We start from the raw sequence: 17,231 nt of genomic DNA, 5'->3' as shown, positions 1-17,231 counted from the left end.
TTAACTACTCCTTTCCTTTGTAAGTAACGAATAAATACCGGTAATTACCAATGATAAAACAAATGTAAATGTTGCCAATGACATTCCGTAACCATAATCACTACTGCTAAAAGTCATTGAATAACTATAAGTTACTAATGTTTCAGATAAGTGGTTCGGACCACCGCCCGTTGTCTGCTGCACAATTTCAAAAATTTTAAATACACCTGTTATGATTAACACTGAAACTGTAGAAATCGTCGATTTCATCATAGGAATTGTTACATACAATGTTTTCTGCCAAAAACTCGCCCCATCAATTTTTACTGCTTCCATTACTTCTTCCGGGATCATTTTTAATCCAGCAATGAATACTGTTACTAAATATCCTAACTGCTGCCAGAAGTAAATAACAGCAATACTATATGGTGATAAGACGCTTCCACCAATCCATTTATGTTTTAATGCCGAAGCACCGATTGCATCCAAGACACTATTGATAATACCTATATTAGGATCTAGGATATATACCCAAATAATACCTACAATAATCGGAGCAATAATTGCTGGTGAAAATATCAATGCCTTTGAAAAATCTACTGCTTTTAATTTATTATTTAATAACAAAGCAATCAGAAATGATATCGTCAGCAACAGCAAAAACGCCAAAATAAACATAATCATTGTGTTTTTAAATGATATCCAAAATAAGCGATCTTTAAATAATCGTATATAATTTGTAATTCCATTGAACTTAGCTTTTCCAATTCCAGAATATTTTGTAAAACTATATCCAATTGCCATTCCTATTGGAAGAATAATAAACGCCATATATACTAGCAACGTCGGAACTACTAGACATATTTTGTATCGCTTTTTACTTAACCAATGCATACTACCATCCTTCAATTTTAAATGGTGTATCCGACATGGTGTCAGATACACCCTCCGAATCTATAATCTTGTTTAATTAGTATTCTATTCTTCTGCTAATTAGCTGCTGCCTGATCCATATTTGAAAGTGCTTCTTCTGGGGTATATGTTCCCTGCATTACACCAAACATACCATCATACATAGCTTCCTGAACTGCTGAATTTACAGTCTGATCTGGAGCTGCTTCCGGTGTTTCCCAACCATTTCCAAGTGCTTCAATCATTGCGTTCATTGCATACTGAGAATCATTTGCTACAACACCTTCGTAATTAGTTGCCGGGAAAATGGATCCTTCATAAGAAATACTTGCTGCATCTTTTCCATAATAGAACTTAAGGAAAGTATATACAGCCTCTTTTGTTGTATCATTGTCCCCAACTGTTTCACTGACTACTAATGGGGCTGAAGGTACTTTCATATCAATTTCCTGATTATATGAAGAATCTTCAAATGTTGGTCCCCACCAGAATCCAATCTTATCACCAAGGTTTTTGTCAAATTCTGCACAATCCCACTGTCCTGTTCCGAACATTGCAGCCTTGCTTTCATTGAAAAGCTGTTTTGCATCAAAATACTCGATTGTGGCCATATTATCCGGGAATGCACCTGCATCTGCAAGTCCTTTCATTTTCTCGTAACAAGCTTTTAAATCATTGTTTGAATAGCTGGCTTTATCACCTGTGTACGAATCAATATTATCTTCCCAACCATATCTTGAAAGGAACTCATTAAACTCCCACATTGCGAAACCACTATTCTTACTTCCAATTGCAATCGGTGTAACACCACTTTCTTTTAATTTTGCAATCATTTCAATAAATTCTTCATATGTCGTATCGTCTGTAGGATATTCTACCCCTGCGTTATCAAACAACTCTTTATTATAGAAGAAACCTTGTACGTTACACTGATAAGGAAGACCATACTGAACATCATCTGTGGCAAAGGCATCTTCCATACCATTAAGTGCTTCATCAATATCTGCGTTCTCTTTTAAGAAATCTGAAAGATCTAATAAGTATCCCGCCTCATTATATTCAGGAGCTTCTGCTGAATCTAAATGTATGATTTCTGGCAATGTTCCGTCCTGTGCTGCTAATTTCATATTCTTTGAATGGGCTTCTGTATCAGCCGCCACAAATTCAACTTTATATTTTCCTTCATATTCTTTATTAAAAGCTTCAACGATATTATATGTTACCGATTCTTGTTCCTTTGGATTTGCAACATGGATGCCAAATTTGATTACTGTTGCTCCATTAGCATCTTTTGTGGTTGAGTTTGCGCTGTCACCAGATTTTCCGCCACATCCGGCAAGTAATCCCAATGCCATAGTTGTTACTAAAACTGTTGATCCGATTCTTTTTAAGTTTTTCTTCTTCATTTCCGCTCCTCCTATAAAGATAAAATAGTTTTGATGTGGAACCCGTTCCACACGCATCAAAAAAATTATTGTGGAACCCGTTCCATGTTTGCTAAAATAAAAAATCAATTGTACGCGTAATTGATTGTATAATTAATATATAACGCCTCAGTGTTCATATGTCAATCCTCATTTTCACTTTTATCGTTATTTTGTCACTTTTAAATAGTTTTTCTTTTATTTTTTTGTTTATTTTTACCGTAAGATTTTACATGTTTTATACAATAGTTGTTTTCCCTTTTCGCAGCGAAACATTCAAGACTACTTGTTTATTCTTGTGATGTTTCCCATTTACTAAATCACAAATTAATTTTGCTGACTCTCTTGCTAAATTTTCTATCGGTTGAACAATTGCTGTCACACTAGGCTCCACCATCTGTGTCACATAAGTTCCATCATAAGCTATGCACTTTACATCTTTTGGAACCTTCCTATGTCTTCGGATAACTTCATTCATACATTCTATTGCAACACGATCACACCCAAAAATCCCATCAAACTCCCAATCACCAATCTTTTGAAATAAATCTTTTACTGCTTCTTCATAATACTCCAAATCGAATCTATTCCATGCAAGTTCATAGTCATAACACTCCACATTATGTTCTTTCATAATACGTGCGAATTCATAATGTCGATCATGATATGGCGATTCAACAGCTATCGCCCCCCGGAAATGAACCACTTTTTTGCATCCATTGGCAATCAATGTTTCAGCTGCTATTCTTCCACCTTCTTTATGATCGACTGTCACTAGTGGAATATTTTCTCCAAGATAACGATCTAACGCTACTATCGGTTTCTTAATCTTTTTATATTCCTCTACATCTAGTGAATGTACCCCTGTAATAACTCCATCCACGATATGACGATTTAACATATCTAAATATTCTGATTCTGCATTATGCTCTTTATCCGTATTGCAAAGCATAATCTTAAAACCTTGTTTATACAATTCTTCCTCAATATTATGCACTAATTCTGCAAAGAACGGAACTTCTACAGATGGAACTAGTATTGCAATTATTCCACTCTTTTTATGAAAAAGATTTCTAGCCAGTTCATTTGGAGTATATTGAAGTTCATTCATTGCTTGCTCAATTTTTTCTCTGGTATCTTCGGATACATAACCGCTATTATTCAATACACGTGAGACTGTTCCTACCCCCACTCCCGCTTTTTGAGCAACATCCTTAATACTTGCCATTTTATTCCTCCTTACATAAATTTTTCTTTTGCCAAACACCTTGCATCGCATACTTATAAGTTTTATGACAAAAAAACCCCCCTGAATATGCTACTTTAAATCTATTAAAATTAAGATGCATTAATCAAAAGGAGTTCTACTAATACTTATAATATCATATAAATAGCTTTCTGTTGCAAGTGTTTTTTAATACACATTTATAATATCTATTTCTGGTTACTTTTCACTACAACTGTCAATCTTCCTCTCACATGATAAACTAAAATCCATAATATAAAACATAGAAGTTCTGCCAACCAGACAGAACTTCTATATTCATTGACTCTTATATATTTATTCTCACATTCGGATACCATACTTTTTCAACGGCAATTATTTTATAGTAACTCCAATTATCACCGCCTCATAAGGACGCAATATATTTCCTTCTCTTTCGTCCTCATAATTCCGGATCCAGACTTCCCCAGCTTTCCACTCATCAAGCAATGGGCAGCTAACTTCCTCATCCGTAAAGTTTGTACATACCAGCATCTTTGTATGCTCATCTGTTCTCGTATAGGCGAAAATTCTCTCATCTTCCGGCAGAAGAAGTTCAAATTTTCCATTCACGAATACTGCATTTTCTTTTCTTAAACGAATCAGCTTCTGATAATAGTAAAATACCGAATTTTCGTCTTCCAGTGCCTCTTTGGCATTGATTCTGGTATAATTTGGATTCACGGCAAACCATGGTTCTCCTGTTGTGAATCCTCCGTTCTCATCCCCGCTCCACTGCATCGGAGTACGGGCATTATCACGGCTTCTTGCGTAGATAGACTGCATGATTTCTTCTGGCTGATATCCTTTTTTCAGTCGCTCTTTGTACATGTTCAATGTCTCAATATCTTCATATTCTTCAATGCTGTCAAACTGCACATTCGTCATTCCCAGCTCTTCTCCCTGATAAATGTAAGGAGTTCCCTGCATTCCATGAAGCATTGTCGCCAGCATTTTTGCCGACTCTTTTCTGTATTTTCCGTCATTTCCCCAGCGCGACACAATTCTAGGAAGATCATGGTTATTCATGAACAGACTGTTCCATCCTACCTGATATAAAGTATTCTGCCACTTTGCAAGGCATTTTTTCAGCTTTACCAGATTCAATGGAATCGTGTCCCATTTTTCCTTTCCTTCTTCCTGATCAAGCATAATGTGCTCAAACTGGAAAACCATGGAAAATTCACTTCCATCCGGATTACTATATTTCTTTGCAATTTCCGGTGTTGCTCCCCAGGCTTCTCCTACAGTGATCATGTCGCCCTTCTGAAATGTTTCCCTGCTTAATTCACGCAGAAATTCATGCAACTTTGGTCCATTATTTGTGATCTTAAGATCTGGCTCTTTTGCAATCTGATCAATTACATCCAGACGAAATCCGCCTGCCCCTTTTTCCATCCACCAGAGAATCATATCATAGAGTTCTCTTCTCACTTTCGGATTCTCCCAGTTCAGATCCGGCTGTTTCACTGAAAATTGATGAAAATAATACTGTCCCAGTTCCGGAACCCACTCCCATGCCGGTCCGCCGAATACAGAATTCATATCGTTTGGATAAACGTCTTCTTCTCCGTCACGCCACACATAATAATCATGATACGGATTGTCTTTACTTTTCTTTGCTTCCAAAAACCATCTGTGTTCATCAGAAGTATGATTCAATACAAGATCCATCATAATTCGGATTCCGCGTTTCTTTGCCTCCGCAAATAACTGTTCCATATCTTCCATTGTTCCGAACATCGGCTCAATATCCTGATAATCTGAAATATCATATCCATTGTCATCCTGTGGCGAACGATACACCGGTGAGAGCCAGATTGCATCTATTCCAAGTTTTTTCAAATAATCCAATCTGCTGATAATCCCTGGAATATCACCAATTCCATCTCCATCCGAATCTTGAAAGCTTTTCGGATAAATCTGATATACGACTGCATTTTTCCACCATTTATTCTTATTTTCCATACCCAATTTCGATATCTCTCCGGCAGATTATCTGGTTCTACCGGGATATCCTCTCCTTTCTTTATATTCTCTAAATTCTACGAATGAGCGTTCCGTTTACGCCAAGTATCTCTCCATCAAATTTTCGGGCAAAAAGAATTTTTCCATTCCCTTTTACTTTTATTTCTTCCTCCGATGCATTTAATAGAACCTCAATTTTATTACCTTCTTCATCTAATTTTATATATTCTACACATCGATCATTTTTGTACGTATCCGGAAAATGGAAATGCGGGCTTCTGCACATTTTCTCGTTTCTTCTAAGCATGATCAGTTTCCGCATCATTGCAATTTTTTCCTGATTCTCTTTGCTTTCGATCTCACTCCATGGCATACATCTTCTACAATCCGGGTCATGTGCACCTTCCATCGCAATCTCTGTTCCGTAGTAAATGCAAGGACTTCCCGGAAGTGTGAAGAGAATTGCAAGCTGCTGATAGAATTTATCCAGATTATGAAAACGGTTCATAAGCCTCTCCGTATCGTGGGAATCCAGCAGATTGAAGAGTACATCGTTATTCTGCTGCATATACATAGTATAGCAACGATTTACCATATATTCAAACCCCTCTTTTTTCATCGTTTTATCTAGAAAAAAGTCATGGATTCCACTGAGCAGCGGGTAATTCATAACGGAATCATATTCATCTCCTTGCAGCCACTGGCTTGCATCGTGCCAGATTTCTCCCAACAGATAAATGTCCGGTTTTATCGCTTTTAAATGTTCTCGCATCCGCTTTAAGAACCGATGTGATACTTCATTTCCTACATCAAAACGGATTCCGTCTATATCAAATTTTTGAATCCATTCCTCGCAGACCTTACAAAAATACTCAATTACTTCTTCATTATTCGTATTTAATTTTGGCATCGTATCTGCAAATGCGAAAGAGTAAAAGCGCTTGTCTCTGGTGTCTGCTCTTTTTCCAATCTGTTCCCAGTCTTCTATCATAAACCAGTCCGCATAACGGGAATCTTTCCCATTCTCCAGTACATCTACCCACGGTGCAAATTTTCTTCCGCAGTGGTTAAATACTGCGTCAACCATAATACGGATTCCTTTTTCGTGCGCTTCCCTGCAAAGTGCTTTCATCATTTCTTCATTGCCGAAAGCCGGATCAATCTTTGTATAATCTGTAGTATCATATTTGTGGTTAGATTCTGCTTCCATGATCGGATTCAGATAAATTCCGGTAATTCCCAGCTCCTGAAGATACTGTAGTCTCTGACGGATTCCCTCCAGATTTCCTCCGAATTTTTCCTGATTTGTCACTGTTCCGTGATTTCTCCACGGTGTGATATCATTTCCATTCTTTTCCGGTGTCCCATTGCAAAACCTGTCCGGGAAAATCTGATACCAGATCGTATCATTCACCCATGCAGGTGTGCGGTTTATATCTGCGGGATTCATCCATGGTACAATAAAACACTGCTGCATACGGCCATCCATCTGAAGCTGCTCTTCAGTCAGGAAGCCATCTTCAAAATAATACCAGACTTCCTCTTCTGTTCTCAGTTCAAAATAATATTTACATCGTTTATATTCTGGAAAAAGCGTTGTTGTCCACCAGATTTGATAAGGCAGACGTTTTTTATAAATAATTTCCTCTCTTTTTCCAATCCATTTTTCCTTTCCACCCAGGATTCCTGCTTCATAAGGATCTCCGTAATGAATAAACACCTGTTTTACATCATATCCGGTCTTAATATTTACAATTAATCTGTCCTCATCCAACGGATAACTCATTTGCTCTGATGTTTTATGGTATACCCCAGTAAACTCCATCTTATTTTTCCTCCAATTTTTCATAAACACGCAGGATTTCCCCTACACTCCATGCCTGTGCAAAACATCCTTTTGAAGAAACCGGAATCTCTCCATCATAAATTTCAGGGAGCTGGCCAATACATCCTTCACGCATTGCACTTTCCAACACTTCCAACTGTTTTGCCACAATCTCTTTTGCTTCTCTTGAATCTTTATTTACTTTTAGATAGGCGAGATAATATCCACCCATCGGAAAAGTCCAGACGGTTCCCTGATGATAAGCAAGATCTCTTTTTATCATCTCTCCACCATAGCTTGCATGAAACTCCTCGTCTTTTGGATCTAATGTCCGAAGTCCATAAGGCGTATACAACCTTTCAAACACTGTATCTACAATCTGTCTTTCTTTCTCTACGTCCAGCATAGTAAACGGCATAGACACTGCCCATATCTGATTACAGCGAATTTGTGTATCTGCCTTTGTTTCTGAGATTACATCCTTCAGGCAGTGTTTTTCCTCCATCCAGAATTCTCGTGCAAAAGATTCTTTCACTTTCTGTGCGAGTTTTCCATATTTCTGCTCTTCATTTTTCTTCAAAACTTCTGAAAACTTTTGCATAATACAAAGCGCATTATACCAGTAAGCATTGATCTCCACCGGTTTCCCATGTCTTGGTGTCGGAAGAATCTCTCCAACGCGCACATCCATCCAGGTTACCTGATCCAGCCCTGCCCCGGCACTGATAAGACCGTCTTCTTCCATATGGATATTGAAATTTGTTCCTTTCTCATAACCGAAAATAATTCTTTGCATTACCGGATACATTTCCTCTACAAATTTGATATCCTGAGTTTTTTCATAATATAACCACACGCAGTTGATAAATAATAGTGCGGCATCTACAGTATTATAAAGAGGCTCATTCTCCCCCTCCGGGAACAGATTTGGCATCAATCCATCTTTTTCATAAAATGCAAATGTCCGCAAGATTGATTTTGCACTTTCAACTCTTCCTGTGGAGATGCAGATTCCCGGAAGTGCAATCATTGTATCTCTTCCCCAGTCTTCGAAAAATGGAAAGCCGGCAAGGATGGTCAATCCATCCGTAGACTCTCTTTTTGAAAGGAACTTGTCTGCACTACAAACCAGTGTCTGTGCCAGTTTATTTTTCAAACCTGAAGTCTTTATAAGCTTCTCTTGATGATGGATCTGTTCTTCCTTAATTATATCAAATAATTTTTTTGCATCCATACCAATCTGACTTTCCAGCGAATAAATTACTGTCAAATCTGTCTCTTCTCCTGGCTTTACCCGTTTTTTAATCTGATACACTGCGCTTGCCGTTCCATTTTCCCGTCTTCCGTCACATTCATCATAGCGATAAAAATACGTTTCTTTCTTTTCCTGAAAGCCCTCTACTTTCCCATTTGTTTCAAAGAAAAGATCATACTTTCCATCGGTAATCTTTTGCGCTTGTCTTGAAAATATCTTATCTTCTTTCAAATCTTCCCCTTTAGGTTCAAATTGAAAAAACGGAGTTACACAGAGAGCGGCCTCTTTCTGACCACGGTTTTTCAGATGATAATTCACTGCAATCTGATTGCTGCCCTGTGCCATCACAATCTCTTTTTCTATCTCTATTCCGTTTATCAGATAACGCCACGAAGGAAGAATTTCAAAAGAAAATTCTGTAAGATAACGGTATCCTTCTTCTTTTGTTCCATCCGCAAATTCCTGAGTTGAAAGAACATACTTTGTTTCCCCAATACCCAGTTCTTCTTTTATACGATGAACCATATTTACTCTGTGATTTGGAGCTTTCGTACATGCCATGAATACCGAATGATCATTTCTTGCCACAGCTCCGGTCATCGTAAGCGAAGAAAAACCTCCCAGACCATTAGTTAAAAGATAGCAGTTTTCAAGTCCTCTCTCCAACGTTTTCCAATCCTGTCTTCCATAAATCCATTTCATGCACCACTCCTCCTTAATCATTATTTACGTCCAAGTATCAGCACACTCTGCGGTGCGGCTTCTATCTGTCTGTCCGCACAGATTCCTTTTTCCCAGCACCAGCTGTCATCTGCATCGCTTAAGATTTCCCATCCATCATTCAAGAATTTTACTTTATAATTACTTTTTCTTGCATTATAAATTATCTTTACCTGGCTCCATCTTGCTTTTTTATCATTGAGCACAGTAAATCCTACTACGTCTTTTTCTTTCCACATATCCGTAATTCGTTTATAACTGTCTTTTGATTTGTCACAAAGCCCAGAAAGCTGTTTGCGAAGTGCGATCAGCCCCTGATAATAATGAACCAGTTCCTTGTTTTCCCATGCCTTTTCCCAGTCGAGACGGTTTAGAGTGATCGGTGCCTTAAAGGTATTATCCTGTCCATCTTTTGTACGGGCAAATTCTTCTCCCGATAAGAAAAACAGTGTTCCCTGACAAGTCATATAGACTGCTGCAGCCATTTTATTCAGCCTCATACATTCTTTTTCCTCTACGACTGTCTCTTTTAATTTATCCCACAAGGTATGGTTGTCATGTGCTGATACGTAGGTTACGATCTGTGAAGGTGCTTTGACATTCTCAAATCCTTCCGCATGATAAGGATTTGTGCACCATGCTGCCACACTTGCAAGTATTTCATCTTCTTTTTCTTCTGCGCCGTTTATAAATCCGGCTTCCTTTGCACGTAACGCAGAGCCTTTGATTCCATCTCTGGTACTGTCACAGAACGCTCCGATATTTTCATCCAGAAGCCCAACATTCTCTTTTGTTGCCAGTTTTCTGCCGCCTTCTACAGCTGTCTTATCCGCCGCCCATGGCTCTCCGTAAATGATCTTCCTTCCTTTTCCGTATCTCTGATCCAGTTCACTTCGGATCCGATTCATCAGATCTACATCCAGAAGTCCCATCAGGTCAAAGCGGAATCCGTCAATATGATATTCCTCTGTCCAGTAAAGCACCGACTTCAGAATGTATTTTGCACACATCTCTCTTTCACTTGCCACATCATTCCCACAGGCAGAGCCGTCAGATGCTGTTCCATCTGGAAATACCCGGTAAAAATACCAAGGTACAGTTCTCTGAAACCAGGAATCTAATGAATAAGTATGATTGTAAACCACATCCATAATCACACCAAAACCAGCTTCATGAATTGCCTGAATCATCTCTTTCATTTCTCTGATTCTCACCTCTCCATGTCTGGCATCTGTCGCATAGGAGCCCTCTGGCACATTGTAATTAACCGGGTCATATCCCCAATTGAATTCCGTATCCTCCCCCGCTTCATTTACAGAACCATAATCGTACATCGGCATAATCTGGATGTGTGTCACCCCGAGTTCCTTTAAATAATCCAACCCGGTCGGATGAATTCCGTCCTCGTTCAAAGTCGTATGTCTGCATGTAAATGCTTTATATTTTCCGCGATATTCCTCCGGAAACCCACCTGCTTTATCCCATGAAAATTCTTTTACATGAAGTTCATAGACAATTCGCTCCGGTCCTTCTTCTGGTGCCTGATCTTTTTCCCAGCCTTTTGGATTGGTCTTTTTCAGATTCACTGCCATGCTGCGCAATCCATTAACTCCGCATGCCTTTGCATATGGGTCTGCTGATCGGACTTCTTCGTCATCGCGGGTAATCAGATAATCATAATAAACGCCGTGAAGTTCTTCTTTACTCTCCCAACTCCACACACCTTTTTCTTCTTTTTTCATCAGAATCTGCTCGTATGCATTTCCTCCATCCCCTGTCTGATACAGGTTTAAACTAACGCATTCCGCCTGTGGTGACCACAGACGGAATGTCGTTCCTTCTTCTGTACATTCTACGCCAAGATTATTTCCCTCATAAATATAATTTTCAAGAAATTCTTTTGTAGAGTAATATTTTTTTAATTCTATTTTATCTTTCATCGTCTTCCTTATCCTTTCACTGCACCTGATACGCCATCTACATAGTATCTCTGCATGAACAAGAAGAGAATTGCGATTGGGATTGAAATCAGAACTGCCCCAGCCGCAAAACTGGTGTACCAGCTGTCAATGTATTCTTTTTCCAACATTTTCCAAAGTCCGATTGCTATCGTATACTGGTCTGAATTTGCTCGGCAGATTACCTTCGCAAAAATGAAATCGAGCCACGGAGCCATAAAAGATGTCAGTACTGTATATACAATGATCGGCTTACTAAGTGGCAGTGTAATTCTACTGAAAATCTGCCATCTGGTACATCCATCCAAAAGTGCAGCCTCATCAATCGCAACCGGAATCGTATCAAAGAATCCTTTTGCAATCTGGAAGCCCAGTCCCGCGCCACCAGAATAACACAAAATCAGAGCCAGCTTAATCAGACTTCCTTCTGTAAGCCCCATCGCCTTTAAAATAAAGTACACAGCGATCATGGACATAAATCCCGGGAACAGACCTAAAATCATTGCCATGTTCATATATGGTTTTCTCATTTTAAATTTCAGTCTGGACAAACAGTAGGAAACTGCCAGCACATAAAATGCTGATAAAATACAGGAACAGATTGCGATAAACAGCGTGTTCATAAACATCTGTGGGAAATTTAAAATGGATGTATCAGTAAATAATTTTATATAATTGTCAAGCGTAAATGCTTTCGGAAAGAAGGTTGATACGTAAGAGCCTTTTTCCGCACGGAAGCTCGTCAGGATTACCCATGCAATTGGGAAAAGCCAGATAATTGCCAACACCGCAAGAACAATATGTACGATCGTATTGTTGATCATTTTCTTCTTTTTTGCAGATTGTAATTTCTTTCCTGCCATGATTAAAATCCTCCTTCTTCTTTATAGGATTTACTGTTACGGTATGTGAAAAGTGCACCAATTGCCAGAATGATAAAGGTCATGATTCCAATTACCGCACCAATGTTATAGTACTGTTTGTCAATTGTCAGTTTATAGAGCCATGTAACAAGAAGGTCTGTCTTACCTGCAGTTGAAGAAAGGTTTGTTACCGGATCCCCTCCTGAAAGAAGATAAATGACATTGAAGTTATTGACATTTCCTGTAAAGGTTACAATCAAATATGGTGTTGTCACATACAGCATGTACGGCAGTGTAATCTTGGTAAATGTCTGAAATGCATTTGCACCATCTACTTTTGCAGCTTCATAAAGTTCTTCTGGAATGTTCTGAAGCACTCCGGTCAGCTGAAGCAGAGTATACGGCACACCTACCCAGATATTGATGATGATAACAGTCACTCTCGCCCATGTCGCATCTGTAAAAAACGGAAGGCTTGCATCACTTGCAATCAGTCCTACATTTCTAAGGAGTACGTTGATTGCCCCTTCCGGCTGTAACATAGTACGCATGATCAAAAGGGATACAAACATCGGTACTGCACAGGAAAGAACAAAACAGAATCTCCAGAATCCTTTTGCTCTTGTTCCCTTTCTATTGATCAGCAGGGACAGAATCATTCCGAAAATATAGTTGCTGAAAGTTGCAAAAAATGCCCAGATAATTGTCCATCCAAGAACCGACCAGAAAGTACTTCCAAGAATACTTCCTGAATCAAATAATGTCTTGAAGTTATCAAGTCCTACCCAGTCAAACAGCATCAGATGGTTTCCGATACGGCTGTAATTAGTAAATGCCATACAAATCATGAATACCAACGGAAGTACAGTAAATACAAAGATGAATGTTGTCGGTGGTGTCATAAATAAACGGTACAGATTCTCATGCAGAAGAGACTTCAAATCTTCTGCAAATGTATTCACATGCATTCCTGCTTTCTGAAGACACTCTGCTTTATATGCACTTTTCAGAGTTCCTCTCCATACCAAAATCATAAGAATCGTCAGCAGGATTGTCGTCACCCCATAAAGTAGAATCAGAACGGACTGATCTCCTTTTGTGTAAAGATAAATTTGCTTTGCTTCATCCCACACCTCTTGCTGCTGCACGGTTCCAAGTGTCCGAAGACCGCCTATAAATCCGATTCCATTTACCGCCATAAAGACGATGTAGGCAATTTCAATTGCCAGATACAAAAGACCTTTGATAATCTGACCGTGTACGATGTTTCCAAATCCCATCAGGACCATGGAAAGCTTAGTCTCTAATCCACCTTTTTTCACTGCATTTTTGCAGGTATATGGCGTTGGAAATTCATTGATTTTTTTCTTAAATATACTCATTCCGCTTACCTCTTAATTGATTCCATTGCTGTTCATTGCTTCGTTCATTTCTTCCGTCTGTTCTTTAGCATTTTCATGTGTCACACTCTTGTTACGAATTCCTTTTCCCATATTCTCAACCGGTGTCCAACAGTTACTCATGGATGCCACGAATGGCTGAAGTATGGATGTATTGTTAAAGGTATCATTCTGTGCCCGAACAAGCGGATCGGATGCAATGTCTTTTTCTTTTAAAAGCTCTGTATTGCATGGAATCACGGTTCTCATCTCGTAGTGTGCTCTCTGTGCATCACTTCCTCCCAGATAAACAGCAAGTGCAACTGCCTGTTCCATATATTCACTATGTGCATTAACTCCGATTGCCTTTGAACCGGCATATGCAAGCATCTGCTTCTCTTGTCCGTTAATTGTATAGGTCGGAAGCGATGAAACTCCCATATTGTCTCCAAGTGCTTCTTTTATTGCATTTGCATCCCACGATCCGGTAAACATTGCCTTTACACTGCCATCACGAAGTCCTGCAAGTCCTGATCCATCTGCGTCAATTTTAAAATTTGGATTTGCTGCCAGATCAATTGCATAATTGGTTGCATCCACTGCCTTTTCTCCTGCAAAATCAACTCCTTTTGACTCGTCTGTTCCATCTCCAAACAAGGTGCATCCATTTCCCAGATAGAACGCCGGAAGATACCATGAATTAGTAAATGGGAAGGATACTGTTCCTTTTTGCAGCATCGTATCCAGATTTTTCACATCTTCTTCTGAAAACACTGACTTATCATAAAACATATACCAGGTATTGGTTGTAAACGGAACCCCGTAAAGTTCTCCGTCAACCTTCAACGAATCTAGAAGTTCCTTCGAGTTGGTTGATTCAATCTCTTCCTTATATTTCCCACCAAATTTTGCTACTGCATCCGCATCTGTAAGCGATGTGATCCTATCATTTGCATACATAAATACATCTGCGCTTGCTTCCGGATCCTGTGCCACCTGATCTGCGGCAGTCGCTTCGTCAGCTACTCCATAGACAAATGTAATATCCCACTCCGGATGCTCTTTTGCAAAATTGTTACACATTGTCTGAAGCCATTCACCACTGTCTTTTGACTGATCTTCCGATGGAGACCATACCATCAGTCTGACTTTTTCTGACCCTTTATCCGCCGTACTGCTCCCACATCCGGTTAGTCCTGCTGCCACCAGAGCTACAGTCATGATTCCTGTTAGAAATGTTGCCAGTCTTCTTTTCATCATCTTTCTCCCTTTCGCTTCTTTGTTTCGTATTGTTTCGTTGAACTCAATATACGTCTTTTTCAATTTTTCGTCAATCTTTTTTCAATCCACTACTTATTTTTTGTCATTTTTTACATTTTTTCACCTTGTTTTTTGTGCATTATTTTTTATTTTCCCGTTTTCGAAACTTGTCTAAACTTTTATTTTTCTTATAGTTCATTGCTTTTTACCATATCATTGTATATAATAAAATAAGATTTATTTTCCTACTTCATGAAAGGATCACATATTATGACTACAATCCAAGATATTGCTGATAAGATGAACATTTCCAAGAGTACTGTATCCAAAGCACTCAATGATGCACCTGATATCAGCGAAACTTTACGGAAACAGGTTTTAGAAACTGCTGTAGCCCTCGGTTATACTAAACTACGTCGTTATAAGAAACCCGTAAAAAAAATCTGTATTATAACAGAAAAAGAGAATATACAATACGAAGAGCCACATCATTTTGCCTATGACATTCTGCTTGGTTTTCGCCAAATGGCTGAACCAGCCGGTTTTGATATTGAAATCGTACCTGTGGACGTTCAGATGCAACGGAACCAACATTATGATGTTTTTATGTTGGAGCATAATTACGTAGGAGCTTTTGTAATCGGCTTTTCCTTGAATGACCCTTGGATTCAGGATTTTAAAACCAGCCACACTCCTGCCGTGCTTTTCGATAACTATATTATCGGGAATCCCTCTACTGCTTATGTAGGTATTGATAATGATGAGGGAATGGAACTTGCTGTCTCTTATCTTGCCGGACTTGGTCATCGTAAGATTGCCTATCTCAGCGGTTCTCTTGGCTCTCAGATTCTTCAGATACGACATGCAGCCTTTCTCCGTGCCATGCACCAGCATGGACTGAAGACTTCTTCTGATTCTACCGGCTGCTCTTATTATTTGTCTGAATGTATGGAAAAGCACCTGCCACGGTTTCTGGAAAAAGGAATGACTGCTATCATCTGTAGCCAGGACACTCTTGCCAATGCAGCCCTTATCCAGTGTCAACAACTAGGATACAAGGTGCCTGAGGATATCAGTATTATTGGATTTGATGATATTCCGATTGCAGCATATACATCTCCTCCATTGACTACAATCAGACAAGATCGGCTTGAACTTGGAAAAAGCGGTTTTTTTGCACTATCAAGTCTACTTAACAACATTTCAATCAGCACATTTTTATTGCATGCGCAGCTAATTGAACGGAAATCTACAGGGGAAGTACCTGTGACATAATATTTATCTCAGTCGAGAAGACTCCCACCTCTTCAGGTGGTGAGTAATAACAAATTTGTCTCAGTGGGAGTCCAATCTCCGACTGAGATAAACGCTCCGCGAGGATGCGCAGTGATTCTGATTGGAATATGTCAGCTTCGCTGACCAGAATCACGCGCCAAGTCTCACGGACGTTCGACTTGAACTGGTTATTTTTATACAAAAAGGGCTAGGAAACTCTCTTTTGCTTGTTCCCTAACCCTTTTGGATAGCATCTTTTATATTTTTTCAAATCCTATTTCAACCATGCACTTGGTTTATTTTTTTATATTTTAACGGAGAAACTCCATATGTTTTTTTGAAGATTCTGATAAAATAGCTTACATTCTGATATCCACTCTGCATTGCAATCTCTGTAACAGGAGTATCCGTATCTTGTAACAGCTGTTTTGCATATTCTAATCGTAAATGTGTTATATATTGCGAGAGTGTAATATGAAAATGTTCCTTAAAATATCGCGATATATATTTTTCTGAAAGATGAAACAGCTCACCAAATTCTTTCAACGATATCTTTTCTTTAAAATTCTGCTGTATATATGAAATCATTTCTTTTTCTACAGTATTTCTCCCACTTTTATCATTTTCGATCACAAAGCCCTTCTCCCACATTTCAAGAATAAATTGTAAAAGAATTCTTTTTGTCTTTATCTGAGCAGTTATTTCGGACTCAATTTTCTTATTTTTTGCCATATGTGTCTCAACCAACTGCTCACACAGTTCTTTTGCTGTATCTTTTACTCTTGGTCCTATCATCAGATGACCATTTTTTAGCGGCTTCAGTAATTTATCATCTAACATATCATTTATGCAAAAAGATATGTATTCTACCGGAAAAAGGAAAGTAAAATAATCTACTGTACCAGTCTGTGAACCCATGAAATGCAGATTACCCGGCGACACTACAAAAGCATCCCCGGGAGTTCCAATATAATTTTCTCCTGATATACTTACAGTCAAAAAACCACTTTTTACATATATAATTTCTAGTTCATCATGCCAATGTACCGGTATCTGAAATGATCGTCCCCCATTTTTTATATGATATGTACTAAACGGATCATCCTTTGTACCGTGTGGTTTATTTTCTTTTAATTCAAAGTACATAAT

12 protein-coding genes are annotated in these 17,231 nt (G+C 38.7%); 1 reads left to right on the top strand and 11 read right to left on the bottom strand.

Translation table 11 applies throughout. The features are described from left to right. The 10 genes from H8S40_RS01140 to H8S40_RS01095 all read right to left on the bottom strand — a co-directional run bounded on the left by H8S40_RS01140 (window position 1) and on the right by H8S40_RS01095 (window position 14,804). Complete coding sequence (locus H8S40_RS01140) at window positions 1-873, bottom strand: carbohydrate ABC transporter permease (RefSeq protein ID WP_186864346.1); 873 nt, start codon at window positions 871-873, stop codon at window positions 1-3. A 95-nt stretch (window positions 874-968) separates the two neighbouring features. Then, window positions 969-2,297, bottom strand: coding sequence for an ABC transporter substrate-binding protein (locus tag H8S40_RS01135; RefSeq protein ID WP_186864345.1), 1,329 nt, complete (start codon window positions 2,295-2,297; stop codon window positions 969-971). 256 nt (window positions 2,298-2,553) lie between these two features. Beyond that, window positions 2,554-3,543: a LacI family DNA-binding transcriptional regulator gene (locus H8S40_RS01130; protein WP_186864344.1), complete on the bottom strand. Its 990-nt coding sequence runs from the start codon at window positions 3,541-3,543 to the stop codon at window positions 2,554-2,556. Window positions 3,544-3,915: 372 nt separating this feature from the next. Further along, window positions 3,916-5,547 carry a glycoside hydrolase family 13 protein gene (locus tag H8S40_RS01125; protein WP_186864343.1) on the bottom strand — a complete coding sequence of 544 codons (1,632 nt, stop codon included), beginning with the start codon at window positions 5,545-5,547 and terminating at the stop codon, window positions 3,916-3,918. Window positions 5,548-5,617: 70 nt separating this feature from the next. After that, entirely contained in the window at window positions 5,618-7,372 is a 1,755-nt protein-coding gene (locus H8S40_RS01120) for a glycoside hydrolase family 13 protein (protein ID WP_186864342.1), read from the bottom strand. A 1-nt stretch (window position 7,373) separates the two neighbouring features. Beyond that, window positions 7,374-9,329, bottom strand: coding sequence for an amylo-alpha-1,6-glucosidase (locus tag H8S40_RS01115; RefSeq protein WP_186864341.1), 1,956 nt, complete (start codon window positions 9,327-9,329; stop codon window positions 7,374-7,376). A 20-nt stretch (window positions 9,330-9,349) separates the two neighbouring features. Then, entirely contained in the window at window positions 9,350-11,287 is a 1,938-nt protein-coding gene (pulA, locus tag H8S40_RS01110; protein WP_186864340.1) for a type I pullulanase, read from the bottom strand. A gap of 8 nt (window positions 11,288-11,295) precedes the next feature. Beyond that, complete coding sequence (locus H8S40_RS01105; protein WP_118224767.1) at window positions 11,296-12,168, bottom strand: sugar ABC transporter permease; 873 nt, start codon at window positions 12,166-12,168, stop codon at window positions 11,296-11,298. Between the two features lie 2 nt (window positions 12,169-12,170). Next, window positions 12,171-13,550, bottom strand: a complete 1,380-nt coding sequence (locus H8S40_RS01100; RefSeq protein WP_118724476.1) for a carbohydrate ABC transporter permease — start codon at window positions 13,548-13,550, stop codon at window positions 12,171-12,173. Window positions 13,551-13,562: 12 nt separating this feature from the next. After that, window positions 13,563-14,804 (bottom strand): extracellular solute-binding protein, encoded by a 1,242-nt coding sequence (locus tag H8S40_RS01095; RefSeq protein WP_118724475.1) that lies wholly within the window; start codon window positions 14,802-14,804, stop codon window positions 13,563-13,565. Window positions 14,805-15,077: 273 nt separating this feature from the next. On the opposite strand from H8S40_RS01095, the gene H8S40_RS01090 reads away from it, so the two are divergent. Further along, on the top strand, window positions 15,078-16,082 hold the full coding sequence (locus tag H8S40_RS01090; RefSeq protein WP_186864338.1) for a LacI family DNA-binding transcriptional regulator: 1,005 nt from the start codon (window positions 15,078-15,080) through the stop codon (window positions 16,080-16,082). 279 nt (window positions 16,083-16,361) lie between these two features. On the opposite strand, the gene H8S40_RS01085 is transcribed toward H8S40_RS01090, so the two are convergent. After that, a complete protein-coding gene (locus H8S40_RS01085) occupies window positions 16,362-17,228 on the bottom strand; it encodes an AraC family transcriptional regulator (protein ID WP_186864337.1) in 867 nt (288 codons plus the stop codon). Between the last annotated feature and the right edge of the window lie 3 nt (window positions 17,229-17,231).

It is taken from the genome of Ruminococcus hominis (assembly GCF_014287355.1).
GTDB classification, from domain to species: domain Bacteria; phylum Bacillota; class Clostridia; order Lachnospirales; family Lachnospiraceae; genus Schaedlerella; species Schaedlerella hominis.
The sequence above is the reverse complement of the archived record's forward strand: the minus strand, read 5'-3'. Positions and strand labels throughout refer to the sequence as shown.